At 64.6% G+C, this 15,057-nt stretch carries 13 protein-coding genes, 1 pseudogene and 1 riboswitch; of the genes and pseudogenes, 8 read left to right on the top strand and 6 right to left on the bottom strand.

Annotated elements, in window-relative coordinates; genetic code table 11:
• The first annotated feature begins 93 nt into the window (after positions 1-93).
• The 3 genes from ACFWO3_RS15735 to ACFWO3_RS15725 all read left to right on the top strand — a co-directional run bounded on the left by ACFWO3_RS15735 (position 94) and on the right by ACFWO3_RS15725 (position 2,730).
• The gene (locus tag ACFWO3_RS15735) at positions 94-957 is read left to right on the top strand and encodes an alpha/beta fold hydrolase (RefSeq protein WP_378579289.1); all 864 of its coding nucleotides are present in this window, start codon (positions 94-96) and stop codon (positions 955-957) included.
• Between the two features lie 45 nt (positions 958-1,002).
• The gene (locus ACFWO3_RS15730) at positions 1,003-2,190 is read left to right on the top strand and encodes a hypothetical protein (RefSeq protein ID WP_378579287.1); all 1,188 of its coding nucleotides are present in this window, start codon (positions 1,003-1,005) and stop codon (positions 2,188-2,190) included.
• 66 nt (positions 2,191-2,256) lie between these two features.
• The gene (locus ACFWO3_RS15725; RefSeq protein ID WP_378579285.1) at positions 2,257-2,730 is read left to right on the top strand and encodes a YbaK/EbsC family protein; all 474 of its coding nucleotides are present in this window, start codon (positions 2,257-2,259) and stop codon (positions 2,728-2,730) included.
• Here ACFWO3_RS15725 and ACFWO3_RS15720 read toward each other — a convergent pair.
• Both ACFWO3_RS15720 and ACFWO3_RS15715 read right to left on the bottom strand, forming a co-directional pair.
• The gene (locus tag ACFWO3_RS15720; RefSeq protein WP_378579520.1) at positions 2,679-3,182 is read right to left on the bottom strand and encodes a zinc-binding dehydrogenase; all 504 of its coding nucleotides are present in this window, start codon (positions 3,180-3,182) and stop codon (positions 2,679-2,681) included. The genes ACFWO3_RS15725 and ACFWO3_RS15720 overlap by 52 nt on opposite strands.
• A complete protein-coding gene (locus ACFWO3_RS15715; RefSeq protein ID WP_378579284.1) occupies positions 3,077-3,499 on the bottom strand; it encodes an alcohol dehydrogenase catalytic domain-containing protein in 423 nt (140 codons plus the stop codon). The genes ACFWO3_RS15720 and ACFWO3_RS15715 overlap by 106 nt, the downstream gene beginning before the upstream one ends.
• 245 nt (positions 3,500-3,744) lie before the next feature.
• Between ACFWO3_RS15715 and ACFWO3_RS15710 the strand changes: the two genes are divergently transcribed.
• On the top strand, positions 3,745-4,284 hold the full coding sequence (locus ACFWO3_RS15710; protein ID WP_378579282.1) for a flavin reductase family protein: 540 nt from the start codon (positions 3,745-3,747) through the stop codon (positions 4,282-4,284).
• A gap of 7 nt (positions 4,285-4,291) precedes the next feature.
• On the opposite strand, the gene ACFWO3_RS15705 is transcribed toward ACFWO3_RS15710, so the two are convergent.
• Both ACFWO3_RS15705 and ACFWO3_RS15700 read right to left on the bottom strand, forming a co-directional pair.
• Positions 4,292-4,918, bottom strand: coding sequence for a hypothetical protein (locus ACFWO3_RS15705; protein ID WP_378579280.1), 627 nt, complete (start codon positions 4,916-4,918; stop codon positions 4,292-4,294).
• Between the two features lie 144 nt (positions 4,919-5,062).
• Positions 5,063-6,280, bottom strand: a complete 1,218-nt coding sequence (locus ACFWO3_RS15700) for an aminotransferase class V-fold PLP-dependent enzyme (RefSeq protein ID WP_378579278.1) — start codon at positions 6,278-6,280, stop codon at positions 5,063-5,065.
• Positions 6,281-6,343: 63 nt separating this feature from the next.
• Positions 6,344-6,459: riboswitch (SAM riboswitch) on the bottom strand.
• A 195-nt stretch (positions 6,460-6,654) separates the two neighbouring features.
• Here ACFWO3_RS15700 and ACFWO3_RS15695 point away from each other — a divergent pair.
• The 4 genes and pseudogenes from ACFWO3_RS15695 to ACFWO3_RS15680 form a co-directional block, all read left to right on the top strand.
• Positions 6,655-7,140, top strand: a pseudogene (locus ACFWO3_RS15695) (MetQ/NlpA family ABC transporter substrate-binding protein); the annotation flags it as partial.
• Positions 7,141-7,370: 230 nt separating this feature from the next.
• Entirely contained in the window at positions 7,371-11,279 is a 3,909-nt protein-coding gene (locus tag ACFWO3_RS15690) for a Pls/PosA family non-ribosomal peptide synthetase (protein WP_378579276.1), read from the top strand.
• The gene (locus ACFWO3_RS15685) at positions 11,240-12,601 is read left to right on the top strand and encodes a M1 family metallopeptidase (RefSeq protein ID WP_378579274.1); all 1,362 of its coding nucleotides are present in this window, start codon (positions 11,240-11,242) and stop codon (positions 12,599-12,601) included. The genes ACFWO3_RS15690 and ACFWO3_RS15685 overlap by 40 nt, the downstream gene beginning before the upstream one ends.
• Positions 12,602-12,675: 74 nt before the next feature.
• Positions 12,676-12,936 (top strand): hypothetical protein, encoded by a 261-nt coding sequence (locus ACFWO3_RS15680; RefSeq protein ID WP_378579272.1) that lies wholly within the window; start codon positions 12,676-12,678, stop codon positions 12,934-12,936.
• A 12-nt stretch (positions 12,937-12,948) separates the two neighbouring features.
• On the opposite strand, the gene ACFWO3_RS15675 is transcribed toward ACFWO3_RS15680, so the two are convergent.
• Positions 12,949-14,211, bottom strand: coding sequence for an MFS transporter (locus tag ACFWO3_RS15675; RefSeq protein WP_378579270.1), 1,263 nt, complete (start codon positions 14,209-14,211; stop codon positions 12,949-12,951).
• On the bottom strand, positions 14,208-14,855 hold the full coding sequence (locus tag ACFWO3_RS15670; RefSeq protein ID WP_378579268.1) for a GntR family transcriptional regulator: 648 nt from the start codon (positions 14,853-14,855) through the stop codon (positions 14,208-14,210). Before ACFWO3_RS15670 ends, ACFWO3_RS15675 begins: the two co-directional genes overlap by 4 nt.
• Positions 14,856-15,057 lie beyond the last annotated feature (202 nt).

Below are 15,057 nucleotides of genomic sequence, written 5' to 3'. Positions count from 1 at the left end.
ACTGATCGAAGCGAGTCCTTCAATGTGGTACGTGCAATAGTCGCATCAGCACCCAACAATGCGACGTACGTCACGGAAGGAGTCTCGTCCTCAATGGGTACCAAAGGCTCCTCGAATTACGTGTCATTGGGTGGTCGTCGCCTGCATTACCAGACGACCGGGGAGGGCCCGGTAACCGTGTTCTTCGAGGCAGGAATGGGCAGGAGCCGCTCGACCTGGGCACTCGTACAACCGCGTGTAGCCGAGTTCGCACGCACGGTCGTCTACGACCGCGCGGGGCACGGACTGAGCGACCCGGATCCCGGCGGCCGCGATTTCGATCGTCTGCTGTCCGACCATCTCGCCGTCGTCGACGCGGCCACCGACTGCGCGACGATAGGCGTGGGCCACAGCTACGGCGGCCCGATCGTCAGGATGGCGGAGACCGTACGGCCCGAGACATTCAGTGCATTGACACTGGTCGACGAGGTACCGGAGACAGTCGATCCCGATCAGATGTCGGCGGCGATGCGTGGTGCCTCGCTGATCTACGGCGCGCAGGTGGTGCTGGCGCAACTCGGTCTGCTCGCCCCACTGCTGGAGCGGTTTCGTTTCGGCGACCTTGCGGCCGAGGATGCGCGTGCCGCTGCCACCGAGGCAGCGCGCATGAACTCCGTGCGGGCAGCCCGCGAGGAATGGCGCGCGTTCGGATCGAGTTTCGAAAAGCTGCACGCGAACGGACCGATTGTTCCGGACGTCCCCATGTGCAGCATTTCCTCGAATCGAATGAGTCGTGAGCGCGACCGCCACCGGGACTTTCTCGGCGCTGCGCATGCGCGCATCGCAGAATTGTCGCCGGAAGGGCGTCACCTCTACTCGAGGAATTCGAGTCACGATATTCAGCTGACCGAACCGAACCTCGTCGTGAACGAAATTCGTGCGTTAGTGGAACGTGTTCGCGCTCGCCTGCCTGCTTGAACTCTGCAACACTCGGACAATTCCACCGACAGTAAAGGCCTCACCATGTCTACCGACCTCACGGCGTCCGTTTCGACGGACTCTCGGCGACGCCGGTCCACCGCCGAGTTGACGATCGGTGGTGAGCCGTTCACCGTGTGGACCGAGTCCAATGTCGACATCGACGTCACCGGAACTGCGTGGTTGCCCCCGTTGCGGGTGACGTCGATGCCCAAGGGCCTCACCCTCGACGTGGCACCGGCCGTGGACGAGGTCGCGCTGGCGGGGAGTCTCGCTGCCGAGGAAGTTCTGCTCGGCTGGTACCCGGACCAGCTACAGCGCAGTGGCACCCGCACGAAGGCCGCGGCGCCGGAGCACTCCGAACCCGGTGCTCGGGGCGTCGGTTGCTTCTTCTCGGGCGGTGTCGATTCGTTCTACACGGCCCTGAAGCACATCGACGAGATCACGCACTTGATCATCATCCACGGTCTCGACATCAGTCTCGACAACGAGGCGCTCTGGGACGAAGCCGTCGATCGAGCCAGGAAGATGGCGGACGACCTGGGGAAGGAACTGATCGAGGTTCGTTCCAACATGCGCTACCTGCACGCGAAGCACGGACCACATTGGCAGAACCAGGCGCACGGCGCCTTCCTCGCACACATCTCGCTGCTGCTGTCCCCCGTCCTCGGCAAGGTCTACATTCCGGCGTCCGACGACGAGTCCCGCCTCGCCCCCTTGGGCACTCATCCGGACCTCGATCCGTTGTGGTCGAGCAGTCGGGTCACGATCGTGCACGACGGCATCGAAGCCGATCGTGTCGCCAAGTTGGCTGTGCTCGCGGAGTCTCCCACCGCGATGCGTCACCTGCGAGTGTGCTGGTCGAACCTTTCCGGCAAGTACAACTGCGGCATCTGCGAGAAGTGCATCCGAACGATGATCGGGCTGCACATCGTGGGCGCGGGCGGTCGATGTGAGAGCCTGCCGAAGAAGATCGATCCGCGCAGTGTCCGATGGATGTACCTGCGAGCCGGCGGCGAAGGCGGGGAGCTCTTCGCGAAGGAGAACCTGGAGCGCCTTCGTGCCCAGGGCGAGACCGATTCCGACCTCGTCCACGCCCTGGATTTCGCCATCCACCGAGGTCGCTTCCAGCAGTTCCTGGTGACCACCAAGTTCTACGTGGTCGATATCGGTTTCGCCCTGGTCAAGTACCGCGTGCGGGCCATTCTGAGGGCGCGGCGCAGCGCTGGATAGCCGTCTTCGCCAACCCGTGACCTCGTACAGTCGCTGGCGCACACGGTCTCGTCCTACCCTGAGATCATGTCGACGACACTGCATCCCAACGCGGCGCATGTCTCCGAGACCCTCATCGCGCGCGGTCATCACGGTGTGATCGTCGCGAGCCCGGAGTCGGCGCACACCGCCACGGAGGCTGCGGGGGCGCTGGGCGTCGACGTCGGTGCGATCGTGAAATCACTGGTGTTTCTCCTCGACGACGAGCCCGTTCTGCTCCTGGTGTCGGGTTCTCACCGTGTCGATCTGCCCAGGACCGGTAAACGGCTCGACGGAGCGCTGACTCCCGCGCCGTTGGACATGATCACCACGGCGACGGCGCAACCGGTCGGTGGCGTTGCGCCGCTCGGTCACCCCACCAATCTGCAGACGTTCGTCGACTCCGCGCTCGGTGACCATCGGGAACTGTGGGCGGCAGCGGGGCATCCGAGCTTCGTGTTCCGCACTACCTACTCCGAACTTCTCCGCATCACCGCCGGCCTCTCCGTCGACATGGATTGATTCCGTTCCGATGTGCGGACCAGCAGGAGCGACTTGCCGATCACGCTTCGGTTCGCGAGCGCAACGTGCGCATCGACGGCGCGCTCCAAGGGGTAGGTCACCCCGATCTCCGGGCGAAGCCGACCTTCCTCGGCCAGCGACAAGGCTCGTTCGAGACGGGCTCGCGCCGTTGCCCGATCCGGTGGTCCTGCGGCAAGCGCGTAGTAGACGTCGATCCGGCGTTCGTGTGCAGCGTCCGGGCCGATCTCGGTGAATCCGCCGGAGCTTCCATAAGTGGTGAACCGCCCACCGTCTGCCGTCGCGTCGAACGCCTCCACACCCAGGTCGCCACCCGCACCGTCGAAGATCAGAGTCGCACCGAACCCGCCTGTGGCATCGCGAACGCGTTGTACCCAGCCGTCTTCGGTGTAATCGACGGTGACATCGGCCCCGCGGCGCCTTGCCGACTGCAGCTTCTGCTCACCTCGCGCCGCTGCAACGACGTGCGCGCCGGCGTCGTGCGAGCGACCACCTTGCGTCCGACCCATGCGGGGTCGACTCCTGCGCCCACCGACAACACCTCGCCCGCCCCGCCACCACCCGGTACGTAGGGAAGGTCTCGGGGAAACACTTCGCCACCCCAGCCGCCACGGAGCAGCGTGTCGAGGAACATCACATCGGCAACGGACACTCCGACCACCACCTGTCCCGGACCCGCCACAGGATCGGGGACCTCTTCGTGGACGAGCACTTCGGGTCCCCCGTACTCGTGGACACGGACTGCATACATCGCATTCACCTTTAGATTTCGGATGTTGCAGCCAGTCTCGAACCTCGAGTGCACTCGAGGTCAAGGGGAAACGACTCGACGTCGATTCCGAACCGGATTCACATATAGTGGGCTCATCATGATGATCCGAGTGTGGAGGCGACGCCACGTCGACCTGTGCCGTACGGACGCGTCTCTGTGTTCGCCTGCAGAGCAGTCCAAACACGTCTGATACGCGCACGACCACTACATACACGGAGAATTCGTTGTCCGATCCAGTGAAGCACCTTTCCGAATACCGCAACGACGGCATCGGTGCCGCCGAGTACCGCGCCGCCTTGGGCCGTCACCCCGCAGGCGTCACCGTCGTGACGCTCGATGCCGGGTCCGGCCCAGTCGGATTCACCGCCACGTCCTTTGCATCGCTCTCGCTCGACCCGCCGCTGGTGTCTCTCAACATCGCGAACACGTCCTCGAGCATCGGCGCGGTGCACTCTGCGGAGACCCTCGTCATTCACCTGCTGGGTGAGCACCAGCAGCATCTCGCCCAGCGCTTCGCGCGTAGCGCGGACGAGCGGTTCGCGGACGAATCGCTGTGGACGCGTCTCGACAGCGGCGAGCCGGTACTGCACGGCACCCCGAGCTGGCTACGCGTGAAGGTCGATCAGCTGATTCCGGTCGGTGACCACACGCTCGTCATCGGCCTGGTCACCCGCGTGTACAGCGAGGAGTTGAACGAAACCGCTGCCGCTCCCCTGCTGTACCACGAGGGCCGGTACTACCGGCCCACTCCGATCGCGGAGTAGGCCGGGCTCAGGACGCGAGCACCCGACGATCGCGTGACAGGCCGAACCTGGCCAACGCGTCGTCGGCTGCTCCCTGAGCCAGTTGCACACCCCGATCGCCGAGCCACGGCAGCGTCACCTCGACCAGATTCTGCAGAACCCTGGGGAGTGAGAGCGGCAGGAGCGTCACTCCGTCCGCGACGTCGGCGGCTTGGATATCCGAGATCAGACCAGCGAGACCGGACCCTGTTCCGATGTACTGCAGCGACAGCGGTGCACGTGCCACATCCAGGGCACTGTCCAACTGCGCCAACTCTTTTCGGGCCGCCCTCGCTTCGTCGGCGACGAGGATTTCCACATCGACCAGGACCGTGATCGAATCCGGATCACGCCCATCCGCGGCGGCGGCCGCCCGGATCCGCGTGCGCTGTTGCTGTGCGTCACGAAGGTCCACTGCGCGAATACGTACCACCTCGGCAGGATCGGATGTGAGGTCCAACGGTTCGGTGACGCCGGGGTCGGTCAACTCGACCCAGTAGTTTTCGGGTACTGCGCGATTGCCCGGCGCCGCGGTGGCTGCCGGGTGATGCCCGGCCCCCACCAGTTCGACGGCGACACGAAGCGGACGGACGACTGCGAAATCGACAGAAGACATGGGTTCTCCTCGGGAAATGGTGTGTTGATTACGAACTGACGGATCGTCAGTCGAAACACATGCCCGAGGCGGTTCGGCACAGATCCACATGCCGACGGCACCAGTGAGCCACCCGTGTGGTTCCTGCCTGCGATGCCATGCCGCTCATGCTAGCGCGGATTCCGGCACCAGTGTGCGGACAGCCCCCACCAGACGTTCGACGTCGGCGCAGCCGGTGCCGAGACCGATGCTGGCGCGCACCGCACCGTCTGCATGCCCCAACCTGTCGAGCAGTGGATGCGCGCAGAAACGTCCGTCCCGCACACCGATCCCGTGAACGTCCGACAGATAGGTTGCGATCTCTCTCGGCTCGAACCCGTCTACCGTGAAGGTGACGATTCCGACCGAGTCCTCGCAATCCGACCACAGACTCAGCACTTCGAGACCGGGCACGGTCCGCAGACCTGCAACCAACTGCTCACACAGAGCGCGTTCGTGTTCGGCGATGTACTCGAATCCCAGACTCTCGATCGTCTCGCACGCCGCCGCCAATGCGCCGGCACCCAGGATGTTCGGTGTGCCCGCTTCGTGGCGGGCGGGAGAAAGCGCCCATTGCGTGTTCGTGACGGTGACGTTCCGAACCGCGCCACCACCGGAAAGGTACGGATCGGCGCAGTCGAGCCAGTCGCGGCGACCGACCAGCACCCCCGCACCGAACGGCGCGTAGAGCTTGTGACCCGAAAATGCCAGGTAGTCGACGCCCCAAGCTCCGATGTCGATCGCGCGGTGGGGAGCCAACTGCGCGGCGTCCACCAGGATTCGAGCGCCACAGCGGTGCGCGATGTCGGCAATTCGGGCTATGGGCAGTACCTCACCGGTGACGTTGGAGGCGCCGGTGATCGCCAATAGACCCGCAGGCCGTGCGCACAACTCGACGACCAAGCGGCGGATCGTCTCCTCGATCGTGCCTGCGGCTCGGACGATCCGGGATCCCTTCCACGGCAAGAGGTTCGCGTGATGCTCGATGTCCAGGACCACGACCGAACCCGGCACACAGCCGGCCAGCAGGTTCAGAGAATCGGTGGTGTTGCGGGTGAAGACCACGACATGTTCGTCGGTGGCACCCACGAACCGGCCGACAATTTCGCGAGCATTCTCGTAATTGTCGGTCGATACCTTCGACGCATATCCTGCGCCACGATGAACGCTCGAGTACGTGTGCAGTAGCTGGTCGATGCGTTCTACGACCTGGGTGAGCGCCGGTGCGCTCGCGGCGTAATCGAAGTTCGCGTACGTCCGGGTGCTGCCGTCGGCGAGCGGAACACACAGGTCTGCACCCGTCACCTGGGCGAGCGGAGCGATAGCGGTAAATGCAGCGGTCATCACGAAATCCCTTGCCATCAGGGACTCGTCGCAGTCGGCAAACCTTGCGGAGTGACTACTCGGAGTCCGCGCTTGCCGGATTCGGGTTCGAACCTCGGCCCGGTCGTCACCCGGAGCACCCCGCCGCGGTGGAGGGTTGCCGACCAGCTAGCCGGGGCTTGACGCTGGTACTCGTGACCTGAAAACGAGAATGCAGGAGTCGGACCATGTTGTCAACTGCGTGTTCGAATCACCGAGATCGGAACAGTTCTGTCCCGCTCGCCGCACACATGCAGTCTGTCACGGCCACACAGGTGGCCACATTCCGCACACAGTGAGGTCTCCGACGTGAAGTTCAGCCGTTTCGCCTTGGCAATCGACCGTTCCGTTGATGATCCGGGGTCACGGCATGCTCGGGCGACTCCGCCGAGGACGGCGCGGTGCGCATCGGCACCACGGAGGCCAGTGATCACTACCGGGAGGTGTTCGAGCCGAAGGCCCGCCGATGCCGGAATCACCCTCGACATAGTGAACTTCTCGGATTACACGCAGCCGAATACTGCCCTGTCACAAGGACAGATCGACGTCGACCTGTTCCAGCACCTTCGGTCCCTCGGCGAGCACAACGTGGGTGCCGACGACACACTGACTCTCATGGGTGCCACTCAGATCGTGCCCCTCGGACTGTACTCGAGCAACCGCGCCGCACTTGCCGATATTCCGGACGGTGGGGAGATTGCTGTTCCGAACGATCCGAGCAATCAGGCTCGAGCCCTGTTCGAACTGTGAATGACGCCGGACTGCTGACCGTCAACGGAGACAACCCCTCACCCACTCCTTCGGACATCGACACGGCCGCGTCCAAGGTTCGAGTGTCGCCGCGCAGACAGCGCTGTCGCTCCCCGACGAATGTCACACCGGTTCAGCTCAGGCGAACCGGTGTGACATTCGTCGGGGGTAATAGGCGTGCGAACTGCAGCGAAGTGACATCTCGGCGGTGAAACAATGGTCGACGACAGTCCTTGCGACGCCAAATGTTCACCAACCGTCCACCTGGCTGTGAAATAACGAGCCCACCGCACCACCAGCTCGCAGAAGAAGGAATCCTGGATTGAAGCTCCATTCACAGTTCGATTCGGACACCCCCGATTCCACTCGTTCCCGCGGCATACCCGAGGGATACCTTCGCGCTGACTGTGCACCGATTCCCCGCACGCTCGTCGACATCCTCACCGAGACGGCGAATGCCCACCCCGATGCGGCCGCCATCGACGACGGCACCACAACCCTCACCTACCAGGAACTCCTGGTAGCGATCGAAGAGGGCGCCCAGTGGTTGGCGGATGCCGGAGTCGGCGCGGGCGACCGTGTCGGAATCCGGATACCGTCGGGTTCGTATTCGCTGTACGTGGCGATTCTGTCCACCCTGGCTGCGGGTGCCGCGTATGTACCCGTCGACGCCGACGACCCGGACGAGCGAGCCGATCTGGTCTTCGGCGAGGCGCAGGTGGCCGTCATCGTCACCGGGGACGGAGTTCGCCCTGGTACCGCACCTGCGCGCACCGTTAGTCCCCCGTCCCGGAAACCCACACCGGACGACGACGCCTGGATCATCTTCACCTCGGGTTCCACCGGCACTCCGAAGGGCGTCGCGGTGGACCATCGCAATGCGGCCGCATTCGTCGACGCCGAGGCTCGCATGTTCCTACAGGCCGAGCCCATCGGCCCCGGGGACCGGGTGTTGGCAGGACTGTCCGTGGCATTCGATGCGTCGTGTGAGGAGATGTGGCTGGCGTGGCGGGGCGGCGCATGCCTCGTACCGGCGCCTCGTTCGCTCGTTCGTAGCGGTATGGATCTCGGTCCTTGGCTGGTCTCGCGGGACATCAGCATCGTCTCCACCGTCCCCACCCTCGCGGCGTTGTGGCCGGCGGAGGCGCTCGAAGCCGTCCGTCTGCTCATCTTCGGCGGCGAGGCGTGTCCGCCCGAGTTGGCCGAACGACTGGCGGTCGACGGTCGTGAGGTGTGGAACACCTACGGTCCCACCGAAGCAACGGTCGTGGCCTGTGGCGCACCGATGGACGGCAAGAGCCCGGTGAGCATCGGACTTCCACTGGACGGTTGGGATCTCGCAGTCGTCGACGCAGAGGGGCACCCGGTCGCCGTCGGCGAGGTAGGCGAGCTGGTCATCGGCGGTGTGGGCCTGGCGCGGTATCTGGACCCTGCCAAGGACGGCGAGAAGTACGCACCCATGCCGACACTCGGATGGGAACGTGCCTACCGCAGCGGCGACCTCGTCCGCCTCGAACTCGGTGGTCTACTCTTTCAGGGACGCGCGGACGACCAGGTGAAGCTCGGCGGTCGGCGAATCGAACTCGGCGAGGTCGACAACGCCCTACAGAATCTGCCCGGGGTCAGCGGCGCTGCCGCGGCCGTACGCAGAACCGGTGCCGGACACCAGGTTCTGGTCGGCTATCTCGCGAGCACGGATTCGGATTTCGACCTCCGGGCCGCACACGCGATGCTGACCGAGCAACTTCCGGCGGCCCTGGTGCCACGTCTCGCGCTGCTCGACGAACTCCCCACACGGACGTCCGGCAAAGTCGACCGCAATGCCCTGCCGTGGCCGTTGCCGGGAAGCGGTGAGGACGCAGCGGAGGCACTGGGTCTCGACGGGACGGCCGCCTGGGTCGCCGGCCTCTGGACTTCCATTCTCGGAGCCCGGGTCAGCGGCCTCGACGACGACTTCTTCGAACTCGGCGGCGGCTCGCTGTCGGCTGCTCGAATGGTGACGGCACTGCGCGAGTACTACCCCGAGGTCACCGTCGCGCAACTGTACGACCATCCACGTCTGGGTTCTCTCGCCGAGCATCTCGACGAGTTGGCTCCGGTGGCAACTGTGGAGCAGCGCGACGTGACTCCGACTCCGCGCGGCAGCCAGTTCGCCCAGATCGCGGCAACGGTTCCGCTCACGACGCTCACCGGACTGCAATGGGTCACCTGGCTGGCACTGACGAACAATGTTCTGTCCTGGTTCGTGGACGTGCCGTGGGCACCGACCGTGTCGTGGTGGTGGGTGTCGCTCGCGTTCGTCGCATTCATCACGCCGCCCGGCCGAATGTGCATTTCCGTGGCGGGCTCGCGAACTCTGCTCCGAAACCTCGAACCCGGCACCTACGCACGCGGCGGAAGCGAACACCTTCGGTTGTGGACTGCACTGCGTCTGACCGAAGCCAGCGGCGCTGCGAACCTGTCCGGCGCACCGTGGATGCTCTACTACGCGCGGGCCCTGGGAGCCAAGGTCGGCAAGGGCGTCGACCTGCACACGCTGCCACCGGTCACCGGCATGCTGAACCTCGGAGACGGGTGTTCGGTCGAGCCCGAAGTCGACCTGTCGGGGCACTGGATCGACGGGGACGTGATCCATATCGGCGCTGTCAAGGTCGGTGACGATGCAACGGTCGGCGCACGATCGACACTGCTGCCGGGCGCCCGGATCGGACGCGGTTCGGTCGTCGACCCCGGCTCGGCGGTGTTCGGACGCGTCAAGGCCGGTCAGCGCTGGGCCGGTTCGCCGGCGGTGAAGGTCGGTAAGGCGAATGCCCCTTGGCCCAAGGAACATCCGAAGCGCGCCCCGCACTGGGTTCCGGTGTTCGGTGTGACATCGATGGTTCTCGCGGGTATGCCGATCTTCGCGTTGATCGCGGGTATCGCCATCATCGGCTGGGGAGTTCGAGACACCGATTCGATCGGATCCGCGATCGCGCATTCGATGCTCTACCTGCCGTTGTCGACGTTCGTGAGTCTCGCCGTGTTCGCGGCGACTACCGTTGTCACGGTTCGACTTCTGTCCATCGGACTCGAGGAGGGCTATCACCCCGTTCGTAGCCGAATCGGGTGGCAGGTGTGGGCGACCGAGCGTCTGATGGATTCGGCCCGAACCTTCCTGTTCCCGTTGTACGCCAGCCTTCTCACACCCCGATGGCTGCGGCTGCTCGGCGCGAAGATCGGCAAGGACGTCGAGGCTTCGACCGTGCTGTTGCTACCGAAGTACACGACGGTGGCCGACGGCGCCTTCCTTGCCGACGACACCATGATTGCGAGTTACGAACTCGGTGGCGGATGGCTTCACATCGAGCATGCAAAGGTCGGCAAACGCGCCTTCCTCGGAAACTCCGGCATGACGGGCCCGGGACGACGAGTGCCCAAGAACGGTCTCGTCGCCGTGCTTTCCGCGACGCCGTCGAAGGCGAAATCCGGCTCGTCCTGGTTGGGTAGCCCTCCCGTTCGCCTGCGCCGTGCCGCCGGCTCGGCCGATTCGACGCGGACGTTCGAACCCCCGTTCCGGCTGAAAGTGGCTCGCGCCCTTGTCGAAACCTGCCGTCTGATACCGGTGATGGTTACGTTCGGTATCGGTCTCGGCGTCCTGTTCGCGCTCGAAGTCCTCACGTCGGCGGTCGGTTACTGGCTCGCGGCCCTGCTGAGCGGGATCGTCCTGCTGGTGGCGGGCGCAGTGGCCGGCGCGGTGTCGGTGGCCGCCAAATGGCTGGTCGTCGGCCGTATCGGGAAGGTGGAGCATCCACTGTGGAGCTCGTTCGTGTGGAGAAACGAGGTTTCCGACGCGTTCGTGGAAACGGTTGCCGCACCATGGTTCGCGCGTGCGGCCACTGGCACGGCGGTACTCAACGTCTGGCTGCGCGGCCTCGGCGCCAGGATCGGAAAGGGCGTCTGGTGTGAAACGTACTGGTTGCCCGAGGCCGACCTGGTGACGCTCGAGGACGGCGCAACGGTAGAACGGGGGTGCGTTGTGCAGACCCACCTGTTCCATGATCGGATCATGGCCATGGACACCGTCACTCTGGGAGCCGGAGCAACTCTGGGTCCGCACTGTGTCGCACTGCCCGCCTCCGGAATTGGAGCGGGCGCGACGGTCGGACCTGCATCTTTGGTGATGCGAGGTGACACTGTTCCCCCGTCCAGCAGATGGCAGGGCAACCCCATCGCACCGTGGGTGAAGAAGTGAAGCCCGGCAAGGTGCCCGACGCACCGATCGACCTCTACCTTCCGCAGAACGGGAACCGTGGCTATCGCGTGTCCCGCTACGAACTCGATCTCGGATACCGTCTCAACAGCAATCGATTGACGGGCAAGGCGACGATCACCGCCGTGACCACGGAGGAGCGGCCACGGTTCGCGTTGGATCTGGCCCAGAATCTTCAGGTCGGCAAGGTGACCGTGAACGGTTCCCGGAACGTCAAATGGTCCCACCAGGGCGGCAAACTCGTTCTCACCCCGGGCAATCGCATCCATTCCGGTGGTGCGCTCGTCGCCTCCGTCCAGTACAGCGGGAACCCCCAGCCGATCCGCGGCCAATGGGGCGACGTCGGATGGGAAGAACTCACCGAGGGAGCTCTCGTCGCCAGTCAGCCGAACGGCGCCGCATCCTGGTTTCCGTGCGACGATCACCCGAGTTCCAAAGCCAGTTACCGCATTTCGATCACCACCGACTCGCCGTACTACGCCCTGGCCAACGGCACCCTCCTACGGAAGCAGACCCGCGCCAGCCAGACCACGTGGGTGTACGAACAGACCGAACCGATGCCGAGCTACCTGGCCACCGTCCAGATCGGCCCCTATCAGCATCGCAGCGTAGGCACGGGCAGCGTGCCCATCTTCGCGGTTCACCCGCCGCGTCTTCGCTCGGCGTTCGACGCAGATTTCGCCGACCAGTCCGCGATGATGGAACTGTTCGTCGACCTGTTCGGCCCGTTTCCGTTCCAGAGCTACACCGTCGTCGTCACCGACGACGAACTCGAGATCCCCATCGAGGCGCAGGGCCTGTCGATTTTCGGGGCGAACCATTGCACCGGCAGGAACCCCGCCGAGCGACTCGTCGCACACGAACTGGCGCATCAATGGTTCGGCAACTCCCTGACGGCGAGCCAGTGGCGTGATATCTGGCTGCACGAGGGTTTCGCGTGCTACTCGGAGTGGCTGTGGTCGCAGCATTCGGGTGGTCCGTCCGCCGAGCAACTAGCGGTCCAGGCGCACCAGGGACTCGCCCGCAAGCCGCAGGACATCGTGGTGGGAGACCCCGGACCCGACCTGATGTTCGACGATCGGATCTACAAGCGAGGCGCGCTGACGCTGCATGCCGTGCGGGGCAGGCTCGGCGACGGGAAGTTCTTCGCACTGCTGCGGGCTTGGACGACCGATCACCGGCACGGGAGTGTGACGTCGGAACAGTTCACGGACCTGGCAGGCCGGTACAGCGACGAATCCCTGCGGCCACTGTGGGACGCCTGGTTGGGCGAGAAGACGCTTCCGCCTTTGCACCCCCACTGACCTGCGCCCGGTAATCCTCCGAATGGGTCCGACGATGTATACGGCAGAGAAGATCGGACTGTTCGGAGGATCGCATGCCTGGCACGAAACCAACTCGGACGCTCACTCGCCTGGGCGCATCGGTCGCAATCGCTGCGGCCATCACTGCAGGGGCGCCGGCCCTCGCAGGGGCCCAGCCCGTCGCGCCGTCACCAGCGCCCGAGAGCTCCGTCCCGTACTGCAAGGCGTTGCCGATGATCATGATCTACCCGCCGCCGCCGACCCGCATTCAATGCCACACCGGTTTCGGGGACTTCGTCTTCACGCTGCCTCCCGGAACTCACTGGCCGTTCTGACGCCCGACGTTCTCAGTCGCGGCTGGGCAGGTGTGAACGCCATTTGGCGATCACGAGTCCGAGGCAGGCCAGCGCGGCCAGCACACCGAACACGAACATCCGCGTATACGTGACGGCGGGGAACGTCTCGGACAGCACCGCCATCACTGCTGGGGCTGCGAAGCCCAGGTACGTCAACGAATAGAAGACTGCAGTGAGCCCGGCGAGATCGTCGGGCCCCGCGATCCGCTGGATCTCCTGTAGTCCGGAGACGAGTGCCATGCCGTAACCGCACCCGAGGACGACGGACGCAAACAACGCGATCGGGATCGTCAGCTGATCTGCGAGGACACCTCCTACGGCCATACCCGCTGCCACCAGAACCAGCGCGACAACAACGGCACGCGAGTTGGCGGGGGTGTCGATCTTGCGGCCGAGCGACTGGATCAGGAACCCCGAGCCCAGCCCCACCACGCAGAGCAGTGCAGAGAAGGCAACGGGAATTCCGCCACTGTTCTCCGACATCAATGCCGGGATCACCGCATATGCTGCTGCAGCCGCGCCGAATACCCATGGAGCGACCGGCACAACCACGTACAGGAACCGGCGGTGTCCCGCGGACGGAATCTTCAGATCGTCCCACAGACGGGACCGCTCGGACACAGGCTGCGCGGGCCTGGTCTCGGGGGCATTCCACAGTGCGACGGCGGCCGCTCCGGTCAGAGCCATGTGGACCAGATACGCCGACGAACTCGTCAGCGGGCCCCACTGTGCCAGCACTCCGGCGATACCCGCACCGAGACCGAACCCTGCGGTAAGGCTCATCGCCGCGCGGCGAGCGCCCGCTCCGCCCGTTGCGGACTGATCCCACGGCGCCGACGACAGTTCCTTCACCCAGCTGCCACCCACTGCCATTCCCAGCCCGAGCGCAATGCCACACAGGACACGACCCAGCACGAGAAGCAGAGCGGAATCAGCGCCGATTGCCAGCAACAACGAGCCGACGATCGCAATGATCGGTGCCGGCAACATGATCGGCCGGCGTCCCAGCCGGTCCGACAACGGGCCTCCCAACAGCAGGGCCGGCACGATGCCGAGTACGTACGCGAACAGCAGGAAGTCGACGACCACAGGAGAGAAACCGTGGTCCAGCCGATACATCACGAGCAGCGGGGTGAACTCGTTGCCACCCCAGGCGACGGCGAACATACTTGCAGCGACCAACATCCAGGTGCGTCTACTCGCCGATCGCTCCTCGGTCCGAACAGAGGACGTGACCTCTCGCAATTCGGTCATCGCGTTCCTCCTCGTCGTTCCAGTCCGTGTACTTCGTGCATGTGTGTGAGCAGCGCGGCTGCGAAACCATCGACATCTCGGGCCGCTACGAGATCTGCGAGCAGAGAATGGTCTTCGATGATCCGGGGCAGCTGACTCGGGTCCCTGGCCAGAGATCGGGCCGTCATCCGTCGCTGCCGTTCGCGCAGCGAGGAGTAGAAATTGTCGAGAATCGGGTTGCCCGCGGCCTTCACGATCAACCGATGAAAGTCCGCATCCGCAGCGCTGAAGGCAGCGACATCCCGGCGCTCTGCGATCTGGTGCTGGTCGGTCAGGTTGGCGCGCAGGGCTGCGTCCAAGGCGCTCAGTGCGCCCGGGCGATCGACGATGTTGCGCAGACTCTGGGTTTCCACCATCTGTCGTGCGTCGACAACGTTCTCGGCTTCTCCGTCGGCAATGGGAACGACGAGCGCTCCCCGTTTCGGGTAGAGCCGCATCCAACCCTCGGCTTCGAGGCGGAGGAATGCTTCACGCACCGGGGTGCGACTGAGTTCCATACGCCGGGCTATGTCGCCCTCACTGATCAGCTCTCCGCCCGGTAGGTCGCCCGAGAGGATCGACTCCTTGACCTCTCGGTACACCTGCTCCGCAGCGGAATACAACATAGACACAAGATGTATTTATACGCCCCGCTAATGAGGTATGGCAAAGGGGAACCAGGGCAAACCCTCAGTTCGTGAGGGAGTTCACAAATGCGTGAAGCCCCCCAACACAATGTTGGGGGGCTTCAGCAACGGATGTTCGGCGGTGTCCTACTCTCCCACACCCTGTCGGGTGCAGTACCATCGGCGCAGGCAGGCTTAGCTT

The sequence above is a fragment of the Rhodococcus sp. NPDC058521 genome (assembly GCF_042719695.1).
In the GTDB taxonomy this organism is placed as follows: domain Bacteria; phylum Actinomycetota; class Actinomycetes; order Mycobacteriales; family Mycobacteriaceae; genus Rhodococcus_F.
This window is presented reverse-complemented; position numbering and strand designations above follow the sequence as displayed.

Excerpts from the sequence above, each read along its gene's own strand:
- ACFWO3_RS15735 (WP_378579289.1), top strand. The coding sequence starts at position 94 with ATGGGTACCAAAGGCTCCTCGAATTACGTGTCATTGGGTGGTCGTCGC.
- ACFWO3_RS15730 (WP_378579287.1), top strand. The coding sequence starts at position 1,003 with ATGTCTACCGACCTCACGGCGTCCGTTTCGACGGACTCTCGGCGACGC.
- ACFWO3_RS15725 (WP_378579285.1), top strand. The coding sequence starts at position 2,257 with ATGTCGACGACACTGCATCCCAACGCGGCGCATGTCTCCGAGACCCTC.
- ACFWO3_RS15715 (WP_378579284.1), bottom strand. The coding sequence starts at position 3,499 with ATGTATGCAGTCCGTGTCCACGAGTACGGGGGACCCGAAGTGCTCGTC.
- ACFWO3_RS15705 (WP_378579280.1), bottom strand. The coding sequence starts at position 4,918 with ATGTCTTCTGTCGATTTCGCAGTCGTCCGTCCGCTTCGTGTCGCCGTC.
- ACFWO3_RS15700 (WP_378579278.1), bottom strand. The coding sequence starts at position 6,280 with ATGACCGCTGCATTTACCGCTATCGCTCCGCTCGCCCAGGTGACGGGT.
- ACFWO3_RS15685 (WP_378579274.1), top strand. The coding sequence starts at position 11,240 with ATGGCAGGGCAACCCCATCGCACCGTGGGTGAAGAAGTGAAGCCCGGC.
- ACFWO3_RS15680 (WP_378579272.1), top strand. The coding sequence starts at position 12,676 with ATGCCTGGCACGAAACCAACTCGGACGCTCACTCGCCTGGGCGCATCG.
- ACFWO3_RS15675 (WP_378579270.1), bottom strand. The coding sequence starts at position 14,211 with ATGACCGAATTGCGAGAGGTCACGTCCTCTGTTCGGACCGAGGAGCGA.
- ACFWO3_RS15670 (WP_378579268.1), bottom strand. The coding sequence starts at position 14,855 with ATGTTGTATTCCGCTGCGGAGCAGGTGTACCGAGAGGTCAAGGAGTCG.